At 59.9% G+C, this 21,538-nt stretch carries 18 protein-coding genes; 5 read left to right on the top strand and 13 right to left on the bottom strand.

The window, feature by feature from the left end; genetic code table 11:
* Positions 1 to 9 precede the first annotated feature (9 nt).
* Positions 10 to 747, bottom strand: coding sequence for a LuxR family transcriptional regulator (locus tag ASE36_RS16445; RefSeq protein WP_062282783.1), 738 nt, complete (start codon positions 745 to 747; stop codon positions 10 to 12).
* A gap of 290 nt (positions 748 to 1,037) precedes the next feature.
* On the opposite strand from ASE36_RS16445, the gene ASE36_RS16440 reads away from it, so the two are divergent.
* Positions 1,038 to 2,783, top strand: a complete 1,746-nt coding sequence (locus tag ASE36_RS16440; protein WP_062282090.1) for a glucan ABC transporter ATP-binding protein/ permease — start codon at positions 1,038 to 1,040, stop codon at positions 2,781 to 2,783.
* A gap of 14 nt (positions 2,784 to 2,797) precedes the next feature.
* On the opposite strand, the gene ASE36_RS16435 is transcribed toward ASE36_RS16440, so the two are convergent.
* The 10 genes from ASE36_RS16435 to ASE36_RS16390 form a co-directional block, all read right to left on the bottom strand.
* Entirely contained in the window at positions 2,798 to 4,339 is a 1,542-nt protein-coding gene (locus tag ASE36_RS16435) for a cryptochrome/photolyase family protein (RefSeq protein ID WP_200945184.1), read from the bottom strand.
* Positions 4,333 to 5,049: an SDR family NAD(P)-dependent oxidoreductase gene (locus ASE36_RS16430; protein WP_082511151.1), complete on the bottom strand. Its 717-nt coding sequence runs from the start codon at positions 5,047 to 5,049 to the stop codon at positions 4,333 to 4,335. Before ASE36_RS16430 ends, ASE36_RS16435 begins: the two co-directional genes overlap by 7 nt.
* 71 nt (positions 5,050 to 5,120) lie before the next feature.
* On the bottom strand, positions 5,121 to 5,927 hold the full coding sequence (locus ASE36_RS16425) for an alkaline phosphatase family protein (RefSeq protein ID WP_062282088.1): 807 nt from the start codon (positions 5,925 to 5,927) through the stop codon (positions 5,121 to 5,123).
* A gap of 51 nt (positions 5,928 to 5,978) precedes the next feature.
* Positions 5,979 to 6,836: an SDR family oxidoreductase gene (locus tag ASE36_RS16420; RefSeq protein WP_062282084.1), complete on the bottom strand. Its 858-nt coding sequence runs from the start codon at positions 6,834 to 6,836 to the stop codon at positions 5,979 to 5,981.
* Positions 6,837 to 6,961: 125 nt separating this feature from the next.
* Positions 6,962 to 8,893, bottom strand: a complete 1,932-nt coding sequence (locus ASE36_RS16415; protein ID WP_062282081.1) for a beta-galactosidase — start codon at positions 8,891 to 8,893, stop codon at positions 6,962 to 6,964.
* On the bottom strand, positions 8,893 to 9,987 hold the full coding sequence (locus ASE36_RS16410) for an ABC transporter ATP-binding protein (RefSeq protein ID WP_062282078.1): 1,095 nt from the start codon (positions 9,985 to 9,987) through the stop codon (positions 8,893 to 8,895). The genes ASE36_RS16415 and ASE36_RS16410 overlap by 1 nt, the downstream gene beginning before the upstream one ends.
* Positions 9,980 to 12,085 (bottom strand): alpha-galactosidase, encoded by a 2,106-nt coding sequence (locus tag ASE36_RS16405; protein WP_062282075.1) that lies wholly within the window; start codon positions 12,083 to 12,085, stop codon positions 9,980 to 9,982. The genes ASE36_RS16410 and ASE36_RS16405 overlap by 8 nt, the downstream gene beginning before the upstream one ends.
* Positions 12,082 to 12,933, bottom strand: a complete 852-nt coding sequence (locus tag ASE36_RS16400; protein ID WP_062282072.1) for a carbohydrate ABC transporter permease — start codon at positions 12,931 to 12,933, stop codon at positions 12,082 to 12,084. Before ASE36_RS16400 ends, ASE36_RS16405 begins: the two co-directional genes overlap by 4 nt.
* Positions 12,933 to 13,751: a carbohydrate ABC transporter permease gene (locus ASE36_RS16395; protein WP_244474789.1), complete on the bottom strand. Its 819-nt coding sequence runs from the start codon at positions 13,749 to 13,751 to the stop codon at positions 12,933 to 12,935. The genes ASE36_RS16400 and ASE36_RS16395 overlap by 1 nt, the downstream gene beginning before the upstream one ends.
* Before the next feature lie 182 nt (positions 13,752 to 13,933).
* The gene (locus ASE36_RS16390; protein ID WP_062282069.1) at positions 13,934 to 15,166 is read right to left on the bottom strand and encodes an ABC transporter substrate-binding protein; all 1,233 of its coding nucleotides are present in this window, start codon (positions 15,164 to 15,166) and stop codon (positions 13,934 to 13,936) included.
* Positions 15,167 to 15,313: 147 nt separating this feature from the next.
* Here ASE36_RS16390 and ASE36_RS16385 point away from each other — a divergent pair, with 147 nt between their 5' ends.
* Entirely contained in the window at positions 15,314 to 16,240 is a 927-nt protein-coding gene (locus tag ASE36_RS16385) for a helix-turn-helix domain-containing protein (protein WP_062282066.1), read from the top strand.
* A 30-nt stretch (positions 16,241 to 16,270) separates the two neighbouring features.
* Here ASE36_RS16385 and ASE36_RS16380 read toward each other — a convergent pair whose 3' ends face one another.
* Both ASE36_RS16380 and ASE36_RS16375 read right to left on the bottom strand, forming a co-directional pair.
* Positions 16,271 to 17,359, bottom strand: coding sequence for a D-mannonate oxidoreductase (locus tag ASE36_RS16380; RefSeq protein ID WP_062282062.1), 1,089 nt, complete (start codon positions 17,357 to 17,359; stop codon positions 16,271 to 16,273).
* Between the two features lie 3 nt (positions 17,360 to 17,362).
* On the bottom strand, positions 17,363 to 18,250 hold the full coding sequence (locus tag ASE36_RS16375) for a GntR family transcriptional regulator (RefSeq protein ID WP_062282771.1): 888 nt from the start codon (positions 18,248 to 18,250) through the stop codon (positions 17,363 to 17,365).
* 259 nt (positions 18,251 to 18,509) lie between these two features.
* On the opposite strand from ASE36_RS16375, the gene ASE36_RS16370 reads away from it, so the two are divergent.
* From ASE36_RS16370 to ASE36_RS16360, 3 genes are read left to right on the top strand one after another with little or no spacing between them, the layout of a single operon-like run.
* Complete coding sequence (locus tag ASE36_RS16370; RefSeq protein ID WP_062282059.1) at positions 18,510 to 20,015, top strand: UxaA family hydrolase; 1,506 nt, start codon at positions 18,510 to 18,512, stop codon at positions 20,013 to 20,015.
* A 28-nt stretch (positions 20,016 to 20,043) separates the two neighbouring features.
* Complete coding sequence (locus tag ASE36_RS16365) at positions 20,044 to 21,063, top strand: aldo/keto reductase (protein ID WP_062282768.1); 1,020 nt, start codon at positions 20,044 to 20,046, stop codon at positions 21,061 to 21,063.
* Between the two features lie 9 nt (positions 21,064 to 21,072).
* A complete protein-coding gene (locus tag ASE36_RS16360; protein ID WP_062282056.1) occupies positions 21,073 to 21,519 on the top strand; it encodes an RbsD/FucU family protein in 447 nt (148 codons plus the stop codon).
* The last annotated feature ends 19 nt before the right edge of the window (positions 21,520 to 21,538 follow it).

Here is a 21,538-nt window from a genome sequence, read left to right as displayed (position 1 = left end):
CCCTTGCTGTCAGGTCACCAGCCCAAGTCTGAAGGAAAGCGCCACCACGTGCTGACGGTTTTTCGCGTTCAGCTTGTCTTGAATGCCGTTCATGTACCAGTCAACGGTATGATTGGAGATCTTCAGAATCCGGCTGATCTCGTTCGACGTCAGACCATCGGCCAAATAATTGAGCACCTCCATTTCACGCCGGGTCATCCGTGTGTCGATCGGTTTTGACGGGGCAAGCAGATCGCCGTGTTTGTATTCGGCGAGCCTCCAGAAGGCCTTCTTGGCGACCGCGTCGAACAGGCTGATCTCAATGGGCGAAAGATCGATCGGCTTGCCGCCCACGGTCATGTTGCCCATCAGCCCTGCCCGACTATGGACCGGGAAAATATACCCATCCGTCAGTCCGTAACGCATGCTGTCCCCCAGCATGCGTTCCATCCGCTTGCGATGAGGGTCTGCCCGAAAGGCATGCAACGCATCGCGCCAGCGAAAGCCGGCCCGTGCCTGTCCGAGATAGCGAATCGTCGGGTCGATCAGCACATATTTTTTGGCAATGTATAGCTGCGGCCAGCCCTCGGGCCAGTGTCCCGCCAGCACCAACTGCATCGGATTTTCATCCGGCTTGGGCTGCCGGACAAGCCCATAATATTCGAAGCCATAGGACCGAACGAGCTTTTCAAGTTCCGAGACCACATCGGCAGCAGAACGGCACTCGTCGATAACGACCAAAAAATGTAGCAACTGGTTTATATTCACCAATCCCCCCAAAGATCTGCATTTCAAAAAACATTAAAAAGCCACGAGCCAAATGCTTTGTCCCATGCCGGAAGCAATATGAACTCTTATTGCTAAGTGCCGTTAGGGGAAGTTTAAGACTGGGCGCTGGAATCTTGCAACGGTCGGCGCGCCGAATTCGACGTTGTCAGACAGGATCTTGCGCATAAGCGGCGTCGGCATTAGGCAGTCCAGGCTTCACTACCCGATGCGGTAGCAACATGATAAATCCCAGCATTGGCGCCTGCCGTGCCAGCCGGAGGTAATCGCTCGTGTCACTGCTCCAGGTCTATCTGAAGGCCCTCAAATATCTCGCCACCTACCGCCTGCGGGTGTCGCTGGTGGTTGTCGCCAATGTGGTACTGGCGGCCATCACCATCATCGAACCCATATTGTTCGGGCGCATCATCGACGCGATCTCGGAGAAGCGGGATGCCACCCAGATTCTGATCCTCTGGGGCTGCTTCGGCGTCTTCAACACGGTGGCATATGTTCTGGTCGCGCGCCAGGCGGACAGACTGGCTCATGGTCGTCGCGCAGATCTGCTGACGGAATCCTTCGCCAAGATCATCTCCATGCCACTGAGCTGGCACCACAAGCGTGGCACATCCAACGCGCTTCATACGCTGCTGCGCGCCGGCGAGACGCTGTTCGGCCTGTGGCTGGAATTCATGCGCACGCATCTGGCAACGGCTGTCGCCCTGACGTTGCTGTTGCCGACCGCCTTCTCGATGGATATCCGCCTGACGTCTGTGCTCGTCGTCCTGGCGGTCCTTTATGTGATCATCGGTCGCACGGTCATGGTGAAGACCAAGGAAGGGCAGGCTTCCGTTGAAGGTCATTACCATACCGTCTTCTCGCATGTGAGCGATTCGATCAGCAACGTCTCCGTACTTCATAGCTACAACCGCATTGAGGCCGAGACGCGGGCGCTCAAGGACTACACGACAAAACTGCTGTCAGCCCAGTATCCGGTCCTCGACTGGTGGGCGCTCGCAGGCGCGCTCAACCGCATTGCCTCGACGCTTTCGATGCTCGTTATCCTGGTCATTGGTACGCTTCTCGTTCAGCGCGGCGAACTGAAGGTCGGAGACATCATCGCCTTCACCGGGTTTGCCGGCCTGCTGATCGCGCGTCTCGACCAGATGATTACCTTCGTCAACCAGATCTTCGAAGCGCGCTCGAAGCTGGAGGACTTCTATCTGCTGGAAGACGCCGTTCAGGAGCGCGAAGAACGCGCCGGTGCGACGGAGCTTCAAAATGTGAAGGGTGACGTCGAATTCCGCGATGTCTGCTTTGATTTCGCTTCGACCACCCAGGGTGTCCGTGACGTGTCGTTTGCCGTGAAGGCTGGTCAGACGGTGGCCATCGTCGGCCCGACAGGCGCTGGCAAAACGACGCTGATCAATCTCCTGCAGCGGGTGCACGAGCCACAGTCGGGCCAGATCCTGGTGGACGGCCAGGACATTTCCAAGGTAACGCGAAAGTCCCTGCGCCACGCCATCGCCACCGTGTTTCAGGATGCCGGCCTTCTCAATCGCTCGATCAAGGACAACATCCGCCTGGGACGCGAGGACGCGACCGAGGAGGAAATCATCCAGGCAGCAGAAGCGGCAGCAGCGACCGACTTCATCGAAAGCCGCATGATCGGCTACGACACCCATGTCGGCGAGCGAGGCAACCGCCTCTCCGGCGGTGAGCGTCAGCGCATCGCGATCGCGCGCGCAATCTTGAAAAATGCCCCGATCCTCGTTCTCGACGAGGCGACCAGTGCACTCGACGTGGAGACCGAGGCCCGGGTAAAGGAAGCGATCGACCGGCTGCGCAAGAACCGCACGACCTTCATCATTGCCCACCGGCTTTCCACCATCCGCGAAGCCGATCTCGTTGTCTTCCTCGATCACGGCCAGGTCATTGAAATGGGCAATTACGACCAATTGAGCGCGCTCGGTGGCCGCTTCAGCTCGCTCTTGCGCACGAGCGGTCTTCTGAAGGAAGAGCCGAGCCCGGCGATCTGAGCGAGTGGCCTCACTTAGATCGTCTCCAGCCTTTCCAAGACCTGGGTTGCATGCTTGCGTATGGCTTCCTGCTTGAAAGGATCCATCCGCCGCCAGGTCGCATACATGTTGGAAAGCCGCGGGTTGTGTGCCAGCTTTTCCGAATTGCGGTCGAGGAAATCCCAGTAAAGCGCATTGAATGGACAAGCCTTAGGCCCGGTGGTCAGCTTAGGGTCGTAACGACAGCCACCACAGAAATTGCTCATCCGGTCGATGTATTTACCGCTCGCGGCATAGGGCTTGCTCGCCATGATGCCGCCGTCGCCATAAAGCGCCATGCCCAGCGTGTTGGGTAGTTCCACCCACTCATAGGCATCGGCATAGACGGCAAGATACCATTCCGACACTTCAGCGGGATCAAGGCCGGCGAGCATCGCGAAGTTGCCGGTTACCATCAGGCGCTGGATGTGATGCGAGTAAGCGTGCTCGATCGTATCGCCGATCGCCGCAGCCATACAGACCATATCCGTCTTGCCGGTCCAGTACATTTGCGGCAAGGTGCGCCTGGCCTCCAGATGATTACGCTCTGCATAGTCAGGCATCTCGGTCCAGTAGATGCCGCGAACATATTCGCGCCAGCCAAGGATCTGGCGGATGAACCCTTCGACCGCATTCAGGGGGGCACGCCCCTCATACCAGGCGGCCTCGGCCCGGCGGATGGCGTCCAGCGGCAGAAGAAGACCAGCATTGAGATAGGCCGAGATCATGGAATGGTAGAGATAGGGCTCACCCTTGACCATCGCATCCTGGTAATCCCCGAAATTAGGCAGGATTTCATCGAAAAATTGTTGAAGCTCTGCTTCAGCCTGATCCGCCGTCACCGCGAAATGGAAGGGTAGCAAGTTTCCAAGATGGGCTGAGAAACGGTCCCCAACCAGACCAAGGACTGCCTTGGTGGTATCATCCTTGCGATGGCTCAGGCGTTTGGGGCCCTTTAAACCGGCAACAGGTGGCTTGCGGTTATCAGCGTCGAAGTTCCACTGACCCCCGACCGGCAGATCCCCCTCTTCGAGCAGAACCCGGTGCCTTCTGCGCATCTCCCGGTAGAAATATTCCATCCGCAACTGCTTGCGATCCTGCCGCCAGTCCCGAAAGTCAGCAATCGAACAGAGAAAACGGTCATCATCGCGCACCTCGACGGGAACGCCAAGCAGTTCAGACCAGCAGGCAATTTCGGAAGCGAGACGCCATTCGCCGCACTCCGTGGTCACGACGCCACCCGCACCCGTCGCCGAGATGGCCCGCCGTACCTCGCCAACAAGATCCTGACAATTGTCCGGATCATCCAGCGTAACATAGCGAACCGCGACGTCGCGCGCCTTCAGCTCGTGGCAGAAGTGCCGCATGGCGGAAAAGAGGAAGGCAATCTTCTTCTTGTGATGCCGCACATAGGTCGCCTCCGACATCACTTCTGCCATGAGAACGACTGACCCGCTGTCCACATCGCGAAGTGCCGAAAGAGAATGGCTTAACTGATCGCCGAGAACCAGGTGCAGGCGGATCTTCGAATTCACCATTCGACAGGCTGCCCGTCATAGGCGAAGAAACCACCGGTTTGTGCGGGTTCAAGCCGATCCAGCACCGACAGCAGATTTCCGACGCTCTCGCCGGTCGAAACCCGGTCATGGCCCTTGGAAAAGCCGCCTGAAAAACCAGTATCGACCGAGCCAGGGTGAAGGCTCACCACGACAGATTTCGGCCGAAGACGCGAGATCTCAATCGCCGAAGTCCGCATGATTTGGTTGAGCGCCGCTTTGGACGATCGATAGGATATCCATCCGCCAAGCCTGTTGTCGCCGATCGATCCGACGCGCGCCGACAGTACAGCGAAAACACTTTTACCCTCGTTCGAAAGAAGCGGCGCGAAATGCTTGATGGCGAGGGCCGGTCCGATGGCATTGAGAGCGAATTGCGCCGCCATGACATCGGCCTGGATCGCCTTGATCGTCTTTTCAGGCCCGTTGCCGTCGATGACCAATGCGCCGGTGGCCACAATCACCAGCTCGAAACGCCGCTCCGCCTCTGCAAACTTGGCTGCTGCCGCTGCAACACTTTCGTCCTCCGTAACATCGAAGCCATCGCCGCTGCGGGAAAGACCAATGACTTCGGCGCAGGCGGGATCTGAGCGTAAGTGCTCGACAAAGGCTCGTCCGATTCCTCCGCTCGATCCAAGAACGAGCGCCCGGTAGTGTCTACCCAGCGATGTCATTCCGGCGGTGTCTGGCATGGTCGGCTCCTGACTGGTGCTTTCCAACGACTACGTCGCGAAGGCGGTAACCGGATCAGGCGCAAATTGCCTCAATCTAACGAAAGCGGTCCGTCATAGACGGGCATGGTGCCGGGATCGATCCCAAGCAGCCGGCAGACAAGTCCTGCAATCCCGATCTGGCTCAAGGCCGCATCGGCGCCAAGCCGGAACCCGAGGCTATAGAAGGGCACCTCGGTCTCCGCTGCCGTCGGGCCTGCGTGGTTGCCGTCGTCGCCCATGCCGTGATCGGCGGTGACAATAATGCGGTAGCCCGCAGACAGCCATCCGGGCAGATGGCGGGCGAGCAGATCACCCTGGGCTCGAGCCGCATTGCGATAACCTATGCTGTCTCCACCATGCTTGTGGCCGGCATCATCGACATTCATGGGGTGCAGCAACAGGAAATCCGGCTGCTTTGCGCGGATAAGCCACTCGGCATCTGCAAAAAGGTGGCTGTCCGGATAATGGTCGTCCCAGTAGAAAAGCCCATACGTGATGTCGCCTTTGCCATCGATCAGGATGCGGTCACGGTGGCGATCGAATGGGCATGAGACGTAAAGCTCAGAGACCCAATGATAGGCGGCCGCAGCTGTCACTTTTCCGGCTTCTCGACAGCGGGCAAAGAGATTGTCGCCCTCGGAGCGCCGAACCACGCCATTGCTGACCACGCCGTGATCGACAGGTTTGCGCCCGGTCAGAAGCGTCTCGTAAAGCGGCCGCGACATGGCCGGCAGTTCGCACCGCAGTTTGCGAACCTCCGCACGGCCAGCTTCTACCAGGCCTTCCATAAAGCCGAGACAGACACGGGCCGCGTCGTAACGCAACCCGTCGAGAACGATGAGAATAACCTTTGTCATGGCGCGCAACTTGCCACGCGGCAGACGAAAAGCAATCCCCTCACGCCTACGTCAGAGGATCGGCTTGCCGCCGGTTACGGCAATCGTCGCGCCTGAGACATAGCTGGAGAGCGGATCGGCAAGCATGACATAGGCTGTCTGCAACTCTGCCGGCTGCCCAGGCCGTCCCATCGGCACCTGCTTGCCGAAGTTCTTCACCGAATCCTCAGGCATCGTCGAGGGAATGAGGGGCGTCCAGATCGGACCCGGGGCAACGCAGTTGGCGCGAATGCCCTTTTCCGCCAGCATCTGTGCAAGACCAGCCGTAAAGTTCTGGATCGCACCCTTGGTCGTTGCATAGGCCAGCAGATGCGGGCTCGGGCTATCCGAATTGATGGACGCCGTGTTGATGATGGCTCCACCCTTCTGCATATGAGGCACGGCTGCCTTTGTCAGGTAGAACATGGCGTGGATATTGACGCGGAAGGTGAGTTCCCATTCCTCGTCCGGGATCTCGGTAATGTCATCGAAGCTCGCCTGGTGCGCGGCATTGTTGACGAGAATGTCCAGACCGCCGAGTTCGCGGACAGCCGTATCGACGATCTTTCGGCAATGATCAGCGTTCTGGATATCACCGGAAACCAGAACAGCCTTACGTCCCGCCTCCTCGACCAGCCGTTTGGTCTCTTCGGCGTCGGTCTGTTCATCGATATAGGAGATCAGCACATCCGCACCTTCGCGCGCATAGGCAATGGCAACAGCGCGTCCAATCCCGCTGTCACCGCCTGTGATGATCGCTTTCAACCCGGTGAGTTTGCCGGAACCCTTGTAGCTCTTCTCACCATGGTCGGGCCTCGGGTTCATGTCGGCGGTCTGGCCTGGCATCGGAACTTTCGGCTGGTCGAACGGCGGGGTTGGATAGTCTGCCATGATGCATCTCCTTGGTCGGGGGTCTGGGGTCAAACCGGTCAGGAGAGCAGAGGTTCCGAAGATGGCTGGTATGGCCAAACAGCAAAAGGCCGGCTTAACGCCGGCCTTCAGGATTCAGTTGGGGATCAGTTACGCCATGCTGCCACGGCTTGCGGCTCCAGCAGCGCCTCGCCCAGCACCGGCTTTGAACCTGCAGGCAACGCCCAGTTTTCCGTGCCGTAGTTGAAGGCGAAGGTCAGGTCGCCACGTCGGCGGATGCGGATGTAATCGGGCACTGGAAGCGTTTCCAGTTTGGCTTTCTCAGCGGCGAGGGACAGGAGACTGCCAAGAAGGGCCTCGTCCGCCCAGCAGGCGAGATAAAGCATGTTACCCTTCTGGGTCAGCGCCGGATCCCTGTTGTTGAATCGGGCGAGGACCTCGCCGGAAGCCTCAAGGGTTTCACGCCAGCGGACGCCAGAGCCGGCAATCGCTCCCGAAACCTTGTCTGATAGACCCGGCCTCAATGTCGAGACCTGGATGACCCGGTTGCCGGTTGCGTGCCCGAGCGGCCCGGGCGGCAGGTTGGACGGAATGACGAAATTCCGATCTCGCGAACCCGTTCGCGCGCCGATCAGCACTGTTCCTGTCGCAGCTTCGAGCGCAGCACGAGCCTCTTCGGTGACTTCCGTCATGCAGGGCACGACCACAAGCGCGTAACCGTCAAGCGATGCACCTGGACGGAGGAAATCGACATTCAAGCCGAGGCGGCGAAGACCCTCATACCAGCGGAAGCACAATTCCTCGTAACGGAAGTCCTTGCCCTGCGGCTGGATCATCGTCGCCCAGTAGCTCTGGTAGTCGAAAACCAGCGCCACTGAAGCTTGCTGCGTCGCAGGCAGCGGCCCGAGTGCGGCAAGTTCGCCTGCGACCCGCTGCGCCTCAAGACCACCCGGCGAAAGCTCATCGAGGCCAGCCATGTTGAGGCCGGCATGCATCTGCTCCTGCGCAAAGGTCGCCTGACGCCAGCGGAAATAGCTGACGACGTCTGCGCCATGCGCAAGCGCCTCCCAAGTCCAAAGCCGCACCATGCCCGGCTTCGGCACCGGGTTCCACGGCGCCCAGTTCACCGGCCCCGGCTGCTGCTCCATCACCCAGAAGCGCCCCTTGCCGACGGCGCGGTAGAGATCGTGGTGATAGGGTGCGATATCGGGATGCGAAGTCTCAGCCCAGCGATTGCGCTCGACCTCCGAGAAAGGAAACTTTTCGACGAAGCCGATCGGATAGCTATCCCAGGAAGCGAGATCGAGATTATCGCCGACCTTGAAGTGGTCGAAGTCGGAGACAAAGCCCATGAAATTGTGTGTGATCCACCGCTCGGGCGAATGCTTCCGAATGATCTCGCACTGCATCTTGTCATAGGCCGCGACCTGATCGGAATGGAAGCGCCAGAAATCGAGCCGCGTCGCCGGATTGGGCTCCGTCACCGTCAGGTTCGGCAGTGCCACCTCATCGAAGCTCTTGAGTTCCATCGACCAGAACACCGAGCCCCAGGCTTCATTCAGCTGATCTGTCGACTGGTAGCGAAGCCGCAGCCAGCGCTTGAAGCTCTTCAGGTCCTCCGGCCCCCAGGACACGGTCGTATCATGGCAGCCATATTCGTTATCGGTCTGCCAGCCGACGAGGCCCGGATGATGGCCGTAGCGTTCGGCGACGATTTCGACGATGCGGGCGCTTTCCTTCCACCAGGTTTCTGATGAAAAGGTGTAGTGGCGCCGTGAGCCAAAACCGCGCGGGCGACCCTGCTCATCATAGGGAATGATGTCAGGGTGTTCGTCCACCAGCCACTTCGGCGGCGTGGCGGTCGGCGTGCCGAGCACGATCTTCAACCCAGCGGCGTGAAGGATATCCATCGCGCGGTCGAGCCAGGCGAATTCGAACTCGCCGCGACGCGGCTCAAGCCGTGACCAGGCGAACTCGCCGATCCGCACGAAGGAGATGCCCAGTTCGCGCATACGACGCGCATCGGTTTCCCACCGGGACTCATCCCAGTGTTCCGGATAGTAGCAGACGCCCAGCATTATCGTGTGAGATCCCCGTTGATGACGGCCATGCCGTCCTTATCGAACAGATGGCAGGCCTTGGCATTGATGCCGAGCTTCAGCGTGTCGCCGGGACGCTCTGTCGCGAGACCATCAGCCTTGACGGCGAGTTCCGAACCATCCGCCAGGGTGACGAAGAACAAGGTTTCGGAGCCCAGATATTCGGCGTATCGGACCGTGGCCTCAATCACCACATCACCCTTGCCCGTTGCGTCCACATGCTCCGGACGCAGACCAAAAGTCATCTCTCCAGATGTCACAGTCCGTCCGCCGGTCGGAAGGCTGATTGACGCGCCCGGAAGTGAAACGACGGCGGATCCACCATCGATAGAAGAGACCTTCACCTTGAGGAAATTCATTTTCGGCGAGCCGATAAAGCCGGCGACAAACAGGTTATTGGGCCGGTGATAAAGTTCGAGCGGCGAACCCACCTGCTCGATCTTGCCGGCCGACAGGACCACGATTTTGTCGGCCATGGTCATGGCTTCGACCTGGTCATGGGTGACGTAGATCATCGTGGCCTTAAGGTCCTGATGCAGCTTGGAAAGCTCCGTGCGCATCTGGACGCGAAGCGCCGCATCGAGGTTGGACAGCGGTTCATCGAACAGGAATACTTCCGGATTGCGCACGATGGCGCGACCGATGGCGACACGCTGGCGCTGGCCGCCGGAGAGCTGGCCTGGCTTGCGTTGGAGAAGAGGTTCTAGCTGCAGCAGCTTGGCGGCAACGGCGGTGCGTTCGGCAATCTCCGCCTTCGGATGCCCGGTCATCTTCAGACCGAAACCGATGTTATCCTCGACCGTCATATGCGGGTAAAGCGCATAGGATTGGAAGACCATGGCGACCCCGCGCTCCGACGGACCGACACTGGTCATGTCCTTGCCACCAATTGAAAGTCCGCCCGAGGTGATGTCCTCAAGGCCCGCAATCATGCGAAGCAGCGTGGACTTGCCGCAGCCGGACGGGCCGACAAACACGCAGAACTCGCCGTCTTTGACATCGAGGTCAACGCCCTTGATGACGCTCAAGGAGCCGAACTGTTTCTTGACGCCGCGAAGGCTCACGTCAGCCATGGGTCTTGTCTCCCTTTAAAGGAATGAGTTCGAGGAGAAGGGCGCTTTCCGGCTGCAACATCGGCAGCGGCAGGCCGGATAGCCCGGCATTGGTCAGATCGAAACTGACATTGCCCGACAGAAGCTTCTTCTGCCCCTCGGAGATTCGGATGAAGTTGGGTTCGACGGGCAGGATCTTGGCGATCGTCCACTGGCCGCCAATCTGCGTGACGCTGTCCGGCAACTTCAGAGGCGCCGGCTGTTCGCCGATCATCTGCGGCCCCTGCGCCACGATGACCACGATGCGCTCGTCGCTGGCTGCACCCCAGACGTAACGCCCCTCGAGCGGCTCCAGGCGGAAGCTCGCGCCCGGAGCATGAAAGAGGCCACGCAGGCGCTTGTAGGTCTCGATATAGACCTTCAGTTCGACCCGCTCTTCCTCGGCCAGCTCCAGAGGATTGAGCTCGACACCGAGATGGTAAGCGAGCGCAACGATCGCACGGAAGGACAGGCTGTGACGCCGCCCCGTCTGGTGGTTCGGGGATGCGGAAATATGGCTGCCAAGGATTTCCGGCGGCACGAAAACGGACGCGCCGCGCTGGATTTCCAGCCGCTCCAGCGCGTCAGTGCAATCCGATGTCCATACGCGATGGGTGCGGGCAAGAGCGCCGTAGTCGATACGCCCACCACCGGAAGCGCAGCTTTCAATCTCGACATCGGGATGAGCCGCGCGAACGCGATCCATGAGCGCGTAAACAGCGCGCGTCTGGGCCGCGATCTTGGCCTTTCCGTCGCGACCGGCCGCATGCGTGAGATCGCGGTTCATGTCCCATTTGATGTAGGACACCGCGTGGTTGGAGAGCACGGCGTCGATCTTGCCGAACAGGTAGTCGGATACCTCGGGACGCGAAAGGTCTAGCACCAGCTGGGTGCGTGATTCCAGAATGGGACGGCCGTCAATCGTCAACGCCCAGTCCGGATGCGCCTTGTAGAGTTCGGAAACAGGGTTGACCATTTCCGGCTCGAACCAGATGCCGAACTGCATGCCGAGACCGGTGACGTGATCAACCAGGGGCTTCAAGCCGTCGGGATATTTGCGCGGGTCGATGTCCCAGTCGCCGAGGCTGGTCGTGTCGTTGTCACGCTTGCCAAACCAGCCGTCGTCGAGCACGAAGCGCTCGATGCCGAGTTCGGCAGCAGCCGTAGCCTGAGCCTTCAGAGAGTCCATCTGATGGTCGAAGTAATTGCCTTCCCAGGTGTTGAGCGTCACCGGGCGTGGACTCATGGTTCCGCCCGGCCATGTCGTCAGTTCTTCGCGCACAAAAGCATGGAAGTCTTCGCTATCGGGACCGGCATAAGCGATCGGGCTTTGATAGCTGGCTCCGGGTCCGAGGATGATTTCACCCGGTTCGAACAGCTCGCCGAGATGCACGAGGCGCTGACCGTCGTCGGTGCGGTCGATGACCATCTGGTGGTTGCCGCTGAAGCCGAGCGTGACGCCGAAGATCTGGGTTTCACTTTCGATGAACAGCATCGGGAAACGATCATGCGATGTGCGGCCGCGGCGGTTCTCCTGGATCCACGTGCCATTGCCCAGAAGCTCGCGCCGCGTCTGGAATTCGCGGCCCCAGATGCCGGTAAAGCTCATCACCTGCACGTCACCTGCGGGCGCCAGGAAGGTTCCGGCCATGCAGCGGTCGAGCTGGTAGTCTTCCTGCCCGGTATTGGTGAGCGTGGTGGCCATGGATATCAGGCCTGATGCGTGGGCGGTCAGCGTAATTGCAAGCGACAGACCGGCGACGGCGTCGACGCCAGTCAGAACAGTACGGTTACCATCCCGGCTAGCAGTCCATGCGCCGAACTGCGCGACGAAATCACGTCCGCCGCGATGTCCAGATATCGCAGGCCAGCCGAAGAAGCCCATCCCGCCCGTGGGCAGAAGAACCGCCGATGGAACAGCGATATCCATTCCATTGACGCGGCTGGAGCGCTCGATCTCGAACAGCGGATCGGCAGAAGCAGGCTCGGCACCGAAAGTCAGGATTTCCGGCATGCCGAGTTCCGGCAGACGCAGGCTGAGCGCCAGTTGGCCAGAATCGATGGTGATAACTTCGCTCATCCCTTGGTCGCTCCAAGCGTCAGGCCGGCAATAAAATGCCGTTGCATCAGGAAAAACATTGCGACCGGCGGCAGCGCCGCGACAATCGAACCGGCGGAAACCAGGTGCCAGGCCGCGACCCACTGACCGTTCAGCGAATAAAGGCCGGCCGTCACTGGCATGGCATGCTGCCCCTGCACAAGCACGGTCGCCCAGAAGTAGTCGTTCCACACGAAGGTGAAGACGAGGACGGAGAGAGCAGCAATCGCCGGGCGCATCAAGGGGAGCACGATGTAGCGAAAAATCCGCCATTCCGAGACGCCTTCGACACGGGCGGACTCAATCAGCGCAAAGGGCAGGCCCTTGATGAAATTGCGCATGAAGAGCGTGCAGAACCCGGTCTGGAAAGCGACGTGAAAGAGCACGAGGCCAAGCGTGGTGTCATAGAGGCCGGCGCGCAGCGTCAGGTCGCGCACCGGCACCATCAGGATCTGGAACGGAATGAAGTTGCCGGCGACAAACAGGAAGAACAGGACGAGATTGCCCTTGAACTTGTAGACCGCCAGCGCAAAGCCCGTCAGGCAGGAAAGCGCCACGGCGCCAATCACGGTCGGGATAGTCACCTTGAACGAGTTGAGGATGTAGTAGCCGATCGGCGAGTTGTTGAAGACGGCCGAATAGTTTTCAAATCCGGCAAAGCCCGAGGGGATGCCAAAATAGTTGCCGGCAGCCAGATCGCTGGCAGGACGAACCGAGGTGATCGCCACGCCGATCAGCGGCAGGAGCCACAGCACGAGAGCAATTGGCAACAGCACTTGATAGCCGGTGCGGACGAAGGGTGAAGCCTTCTGGATAGGAGTAGGAAACATCAGGCGTTCCTTTCCTGGGACAGCATGCGAACGATGAACAGCGAGATGAAGACCATCATGATGAGGAACAGGACGACGGCGATTGCCGCGCCATAGCCCATGCGGAAACCATATTCCGAGAGCGCCTGCTCATACATGAAGTAGGAGAGAACCTCGCTCGATCCGTACGGGCCGCCGGCGGTCATGATCGACACGAGGTCGAAGGAGCGCAGCGAACCGATGACGGTCACGACCATGGCGATGAAGGTGGCAGGAGCGAGCTGCGGCAGGATCACATACCACAAGAGCTTGGCGCCCTTTGCCCCATCCATGCGGGCAGCCTCGACCTGTTCGGGATTAATGTTGTTGAGCCCCGTCAGGTAAAGAATCATGCAATAGGCCGTCTGCGGCCAGAGACCGGCTACGATGATGCCGTAGGTGACAAAACGCTCGTCGGCGAGGATGGCGATCTGTTCGCCCGTCAGCCATTCCAGGATCTTGGAAAACAGGCCGAAATCCGGCGCATAGAACCAGGTGAACATCAGGCCGACGACAACCTGACTGATGACGAATGGGAAGAAGAACAGCGACTTGTAGAGCCGGATGCCAGGAACGGTCTGATTGAGGAAGAGGGCAACCGCAAGACCGGCTGGAATCGACAGCAGATAGAGAAGGAGCCAGATCAGGTTGTTCTTCAGCGACGTATAGAAGGTGTCGTCATCCAGGAGCTCGACATAGTTCGCCATGCCGATCCAGGTCTTGGCGCCAAGGCCGTCCCAGTCGTGGAAACTGATCCAGATCGATTGGAAGATCGGGATGAGAACGTAGACCAGGAACATGATGACGCCGGGCGCCAGGAACAGCGCAGGCGCCAGCTTCTGCTGGTTACGCTTCCAGAAGCCGGACGAAGGGGAGACGGCGTTGTTCACGGCGACACCTTTGGAAAAGTTTCGGGAACGGCAACCGGATGCCGCGATCCAGAAGGACCACACGGCACCCGGCGCAGGGAGCTTTCTAAAGCTTACTTGTAGACGCGTGCGCGTACCTTCTCGAGGCGCTCGAGAATGGCATCCAGCTTGTCCGGCTTGACCATGAATTCCTGGAAGCCTTCCATGCCGGCCTTTGCCATTTCGGCATTGGCGTCACGGTCGTAGAACTGCGCCAAAGCATGAGCGTTGGACAGCATCTCGAAGCCGGCCTTCAGGAACGGATCAGCTGGCTGTTCCGCCTTGTTGTTGACCGGCAGCTGGCCGAGCGTGGCGTTCATTTTGGTCTGGGCTTCCGGCGAAGCGAGGTAGGCAAGAAACTTCTTCGCATCTTCCTTGTTCTTGGCGCCCGACGGAATGTGGAAGGTGTCGGTCGGCGCCTCTTCGGACATCGGGATCCCGGGGGTGATTTCCGGGAACTGCAGGAAGCCGATCTGATCTTCCTTCAGGCCACCATCTTTCATGGTTGCAACGGCGAAGTTGCCCATCAGATACATGGCAGCCTTGCCTTGGACCATCTGCGGAATGGCATCCTGCCAGTCGATGGCGGCATGGTTCTCAATGAAGTAGCCGGCCTTGACCAGTTCGCCCCACTTTTCGAAAACAGCCTTCACGCGCGGATCGGTGTAGGGAACCTTGCCGGACGTGAGCTCCATGTGGAATTCGTAGCCGTTGACGCGCAGGTCGAGATAGTCGAACCAGCCGCCAGTCGGCCAAAGGGCCTTAGTGCCGATGGTGATCGGGGCGATCCCGGCAGACTTCAGCTTCTCGCAGGCAGCCAGGAATTCAGCCCAGGTCTTCGGCGGGGTGATGCCCTGTTCGGCGAAGATGTCCTTACGATAGTAGATGCCCCACTGGTAGTAGGTGTAGGGCACGCCCCACTTCTTGCCGTCGATGGTCATCGAGGCGGAAGCGGACTTCAGCTGATCGTTGAGGCCATTGGCTTCCCAGACATCCGTGACGTCTTCGAACAGGCCTGCCTTGACGAACGGCTCCATGCGGTTACCGGCATACCAGGCCGCGACATCAGGGGCGTCAGCGGTCAGAAAGTTGCGGATCGCCGACTTGTAGCCTTCGTGGTCAAAGTTGTTCCACTTGACCGTGATGTCCGGATTGGCCTTCTGGAAGTCTGCGATCAGCTCTTCCATGGCCTTCTTCGGCGCCGGATCGGAATGGTCGGAATTGAGAATGATCTCACCGGCAAACGCGGTGGACGAAAAAAGCGCAGCGCTCAAGGCGAGCCCACTCAGGCTTTTGAAAAGGGTCATGTTTTCCTCCCTATGACCGGCATACGTCGAGTATGTGCAGCTCACCGTCCCGGATCCCACCGGGATAAGATAAGCTCATCTTGATCATCCGATTCAAACCCGTAATAATCTACCGACTTTTAGGCTAACTTCTCCGGGATCCTAAGCTTGGAACTATCAGAGACAGCGCTTCGCGACGAATCCGTGCCCGTTCATCCGGAGCACGACCCGCGTCATCCCCTCGTTATCTTTGGCGACCATCGTTTCTGCGCTGGCGAGAGCCTCATCGTGCACCGGATGGCCGGACCGCACATGCACAGCCAGATCGAACTCAACTTCGTGCTGTCTGGTGCCATGACCTATTGGTTTGATGGGCGCGAACTTACGGTCGACGAAGGCCGCCTCTGTCTGTTCTGGGGGATGATCCCGCACCAGGTGATCGACCGCCGGGAGGGTACGCAGTTCATCTGCCTCTACGTGCCGATGTCCGTCTTTCTCGGCCTTGCCAATCTCAACCGCTTCCGCGACGCCGTCTTCCGTGGCGCCATGATCGAGGCACTGCATATCCGCCCCTACGACAGGGATATCTTCGAGCGCTGGCGGCAGGAACTGCTGGCCGGCGATCCGGATCTCATGGAGATCGTACGCAACGAGTTGACCGCACGGGTCCTCAGGGTCGAACGGGAGGGCTGGCGCGACCTGCGCGAGGAAGGCTCGGCCATCGCCAATTTCAGCGCCAATGAAAGCGAGCGGGTCGAGCACATCGAACGCATGCTGCGCTTCATTGCCGAACATGCACTGGAGGAGATTTCCGCCGAAGACGTCGGGCGTGACGTCGGCCTGCACCCGAACTATGCGATGGCAATCTTCAAGCGCGCGGTCGGCCACACGATCAACCAGGCGATCGTCCGCCATCGCCTCGATACCGCCCAGTCGCTGCTGATCTCGACGGATCTGTCGATCACCGACGTTGCCTTCGAAAGCGGCTTCGGCTCCGCCTCGCGCTTTTACGAAGCCTTCGCCGATCGGTTTCGGGAAAAACCGACAGCCTTCAGACGCCGCATGCGCTCCAAGGGAACCCCGGCTGCGGCGTGATCTCCGAGGCCGGCCACCAGCAGCTGCGTGTTAGCTTGCCGCGATTCGCTTAAGCTCCGGCATGTCAACCTGGGGACACCAGTCCATGAAGCCGACAAAGCGTCGCTGGATTTTCTCCGCGTGATTACCAGCAATATCGCGTAACCGGTGCTTGAGATAGGGATTGCGGAACCGCGCCAGGGTGGTGTTGACATAGGCTCGCGCCTCATCTCCCAACCCATGGCTCTCAAAGCCGGGGATCACTTCGCTTGCATAAATCCCGTTGAGATAGTCCGAGATCTCCCCATCCTCCAGAATCTCCCGCACAGTTTCTTCGGCAGGACGTCCCTCCTTCAACCAGCGTTCGGCAAGCACCGTATGGCCGAGATTGAGGATATGGAGTTTCAGCTTTTCATAGGGCGTCAGGTCCGGCACGACGAGGATTGCCTGATGCGTGCAGGGTACGACCAGACCGGGCTGCTGTTCGATCGCCCACAGCGCATAGGGCTCCGCAATCGCGCCGGCCGGCTCGATCGGCTCGGAGACGATTCGGTCGACGAGCGAATTGGCCCAGACGACGTCCGATGAAAGCCACGCTTGAAATCCGGCGTCCGGCGCGTGTTCTGCAGCAAGCCGCATGATGAGTGCCTGCAGCACCTCACCATTGCGCGAAATGAGTTCGCAGGGCAGGATCGTCAGCGCTCGCCCGCCGCCCTGATATCGAGCCTGAAGCAGCGCCAGCAGCTTCATCGGGAAGGATTTTGGCACGCCTTGCAGCCCGTCCTGCTCGGCCAGCGCATACCCCTTGTCGCCGGTGTTCGAGAGTACCACCTCGGCCTCCTCGACAAAGACGCGGCGGACCTCATTCCAGTCGATCGCGGTCGACAGCGCTCGACGGACACTGCGCACCCGCACCTCCCGTTCGACCGGCAGGTTGTTCTCCATGCCCCTGATGATAACAGGGAAACCATCCTGTGCGGCAAGCGCGCCCACCCGCGCCGCACGGCCCGGATCACCGCTCGTCTGGACAATCGTGATCGGCCCGATCGCCTGACCCTGGTCCAGCGCCTCACTGACGAACAGATCCGCATGAGCCTGAAGGAAACGGCTGGTACCGAATTGCAGGATGGGCGTCTTCATGGGTCAGGCAGCCTCTTGGATGGATTGCAGCAGGGTCTCACGCGCTGACTTCAGATGCTGCCGGCAGGCCTTTTCGATCCTGGCCGGGTCGCGTGAAAACAAAGCGTGGATGTAGTCTAGATGCTCCTCAAGCGCTCGGGCATTGCGGGCACGGGCGTTCGACTTGTTCCACTGGTAGTGATAGTGAAAGACGATGGCGATGATGTCGTAGAAATCGATGATGAAGCGATTGCTCGATGCCCTCTGCACCAAGAGATGGAAGCGCTCATCGAGCTCGGAAAACTCGGTGTAGCGGTTATCGATGTCGGCGAGCAGTTCATGGTGCTGGGCTTCGACTTCGCGCAATTCCGCCCAGGCCGGATGATCCTCTCCAAGGCTGGCGAAGCTGACTGCGGAGCGCAGTTCGAACATTTCACGCACTTCAGTCAGCTCCAGCGCGAACTCGCGTGTAAACCCTTTCAGTATCCAATGGCTGTTGGGCCGCTTCTCGATCAGTCCGAAGCGACTGAAGCGAATGAGAAACTCGCGCACGCTTGTCGTACCGATGCCGATCTCTCGGGCAAGTTCCAGCTCGTTGATCTGCATGCCAGGCTGTGCGCCGCCGGCCAGAATCCGCCGCATGAAACTGCGTTCGATGATCTCCGACAGCGAGTCGGTCTCTTCCGCGGGAAAGTAATCGCCCTTTTTTGGCCGCCGCAAGACCGTCTTCGCCCGCTTGTCCCAGCTGATCAGGCCAACCTCCCCGAGGCGCGTCAAGACGGCACGCACGGTCGTGCGGCTGACGCCGAGCAGGCCACCCAGTTCCGGTTCGGAAGGCAGCGTATCGGTATCCTCGATCAGCTTCAGCGTTCGGTTATAGGCGTCCTTGAAGACGGTGTTTTGTTTGGCCATGGATCTGCCGCGGTTCTTTTTGTTGCCCCTGCGCAAGGCGCTCTTTCCGCTGTAGCCTCAATCCCATGGAAAGAGAACAACGCGCGAAAAGAATGGGATAGATCAGAAATTGCTTGTGTGTCTGCTTCCTCCGGACGACCGTTTCGACGGTTTCGTCATTTGTCGCCATCATACCCATTGACGAGCAACTGTCTATTGCCGATAAAAGACAAAAGCAGATGAACCGGACATTGTACCGGTCGCAAGGGAGAGAAAACGGGTGAGTAAGCAAGCCTGCATTCTGTTGTCGCCGGAAGACAATGTCGCCGTCACCACAGTGGCGATCGAGGCGGGGCATGTCCTGCCAGGTGGCGCCACAGCCAGCAGTCGGATCGACCAGGGTCACAAGGTTGCAGTCCGGGCGATCCGTAAGGGTGAGCCTGTTGTAAAGTATGCTCAGGCGATCGGGCGCGCGACAACGGATATCGCAGCGGGCGAACACGTTCATTCCCACAATCTCGCTTTCGATGAAGACCGTCTGTCGGTGTCTGGTTTGGCGCAGCCGGAAGGCGCGACGGAGACGGACAAGGCACGCACCTTCATGGGATACCGCCGCGCCGATGGCCGTGCCGCGACCCGAAACTATATCGGCATCATTGCCAGCGTGAACTGTTCCACCACGGTCTGTCGCGCAATCGCGGATGCAGCAAACCGCACGATCCTGCCTCACTACGAGGGCATCAATGGCTTCGTTCCAATCGTCCACGACCAGGGCTGCGGCATGAGTTCAACCGGCGACGGCATGCGCACGCTGCACCGAACGATAGCCGGCTACACGAGACACGTGAACTTTGGGGGCGTCCTGATGGTCGGCCTCGGTTGCGAGGTCAATCAACTGACGCTTTACGGTCAGAGCGGCGCCGGAGCCTCGAAGCGGCACTTCAACATCCAGGATGCTGGCGGCTCCCGCCGCGCGGTCGAAAATGCGCTCGCGATCCTCAAGGAGATCGCAGCGGAAGTCGGCACGATGCGCCGCGAACCGATCTCGGTTAGCGAGATCATCGTCGGCCTGCAATGCGGCGGTTCTGACGGCCTCTCCGGGATTACGGCAAATCCGGCACTCGGTGTGGCGGTCGATCTTTTGGCCGGCGCCGGCGGAACGGCTATTCTGTCGGAAACTTCGGAGATCTACGGCGCCGAACATCTTCTGCGCAGCCGTGCCGTCAACGAAGACGTCGCCGTCAAGCTCGACGGCCTCATCTCCTGGTGGGAAGCCTATGTCGCCCAGCACGGCGCCTCGCTCGACAACAACCCCTCCCCCGGCAACAAGAAGGGTGGCCTCACCACCATCCTGGAAAAATCGCTCGGCGCCGTCGCCAAGGGCGGGCGCTCGCCGCTGACGGCCGTCTATAATTATGCCGAGCGGGTCACCGAACACGGCCTCGTCTTTATGGACACCCCCGGCTACGACCCGGTCTCGGCCACGGGCCAGGTAGCGGGCGGCGCCAACGTCATTGCCTTCACCACCGGCCGCGGCTCCTGCTTCGGCTCCCGTCCGGTACCTTCCATCAAGCTCACCAGCAACACGGCCCTCTACCGCTCGATGGAAGAGGACATGGACATCGACTGCGGCGTGATCGCCAGCGGCGATGCCTCTGTTTCCGGGCTCGGCCGCGAGATTTTCGACCTGATCATCGAGACAGCCTCGGGCCAGAAGACCAAGAGCGAACTCTTCGGCTACGGCGACAATGAATTTGTGCCTTGGCACCTCGGTGCCACGCTCTGATCGACGAAACGACACGGAAACAGACATGATGAAGACCAGACGTATCGGCAAGACGGACCTTAAGGTCACCGAATACAGCTTCGGCACGGCGCCGCTCGGCGGCCTCTATCGCCCCTGCCCGCGCGAGGCGGCCATGGCGACCCTGCAGGCCGCATGGGATCACGGCATCCGCTATTTCGACACGGCGCCGCATTACGGGTTCGGCCAGGCGGAACGGTATGTCGGTGACTTCCTTCGCGACAAGCCGGAGGACAGCTATGTCTTGTCCACCAAGGTCGGACGCCTGCTCGCACCGGTGCCGAAGGATCAGATCCCGAAGGTGGGCTTTGTCGATCCCCTGCCCTTCAAGCTGGTCTACGACTACAGCTATGACGGTATCATGCGCTCGGTCGACTTCAGCTATGCCCGCCTCGGGCTCAACCGCATCGATATCCTCTATGTCCACGATATCGGCGTCTATACCCACGGCCGCGCAGTGAACGACCGTTATGTCAAACAACTGCGTGACGGTGGCTACCGCGCTCTGCAGGAGCTGAAATCCTCAGGCGCCATCAAGGCATTTGGTCTTGGTGTCAATGAGGTCCCTGCTTGCCTCGACATGATGGCCGACATTGATATCGACGTCATCCTGATGGCCGGTCGCTATTCCCTGCTCGACCGCTCCGCCGTCGAAGAATTGCTGCCGCTCTGCGAGAAGCGCGGCACCTCCATCACTGCGGGCGGGGTATTCAATTCCGGCATCCTTGCCACCGGCGCAGTGCCCGGTTCGCATTTCGACTACACGCCGGCGACAGAGGAGATCCTGAGCAAGGTGCGGGCGATGGAGGCCGTGGCCGCTGAAACTGGCAAGCCGCTGGCGCAGTTTGCCCTGCAGTTCCCGCTGCATCACCCGGCGGTCGCTTCAGTGATCATCGGCACGGCACGGCCCGAAAGCCTCAATCGCAACATGGCCCTCACCCACGACGAATTGCCGGCATCGGCCTTCGCATCCTTCGAGCCCCATACCCTGGTCGCACCGCCGCTAGGCGATGCACCGGTCCGGGAATAGGAGCAGACCATGCTGAAGGGTATTCATCCCCTGCTCGGACCTGAACTCCTGCATGCGATCGCCACCATGGGCCATGGCGACGAGATCGTCATCGCCGACGGAAACTTTCCCGCCAGCACGATCGGGCCGCCGGTCGTGCGCGCCGATGGTGTGGGTGCTGTCGAAATCCTGGAAGCGATCCTCGCGCATATGCCACTCGATCAGTTCACGGAGGAGTCGGCCTGGCACATGCAGGAGGTCGGTGACCCCGCCGCAAAGCCCGAGATCTGCCAAGAGTTCGAGGCCACGATCAAGCGTCTCAGCGGTGACTTCAAACTGGCCTCGCTGGAGCGCTTCGCCTTCTATGAGCGCGCGGCAGAAGCGGCCTATATCGTCGCGACGACGGAGCTTCGCATTTATGGAAATGTCATCCTGAAGAAGGGTGTCGTCTATCCGGAGGAGGTCCATCGGGTCTGAGGAGGCCTGTTGGAAAACG

The sequence above is a fragment of the Rhizobium sp. Root274 genome (genome assembly GCF_001429245.1).
In the GTDB taxonomy this organism is placed as follows: Bacteria; Pseudomonadota; Alphaproteobacteria; order Rhizobiales; family Rhizobiaceae; genus Allorhizobium.
This window is presented reverse-complemented; position numbering and strand designations above follow the sequence as displayed.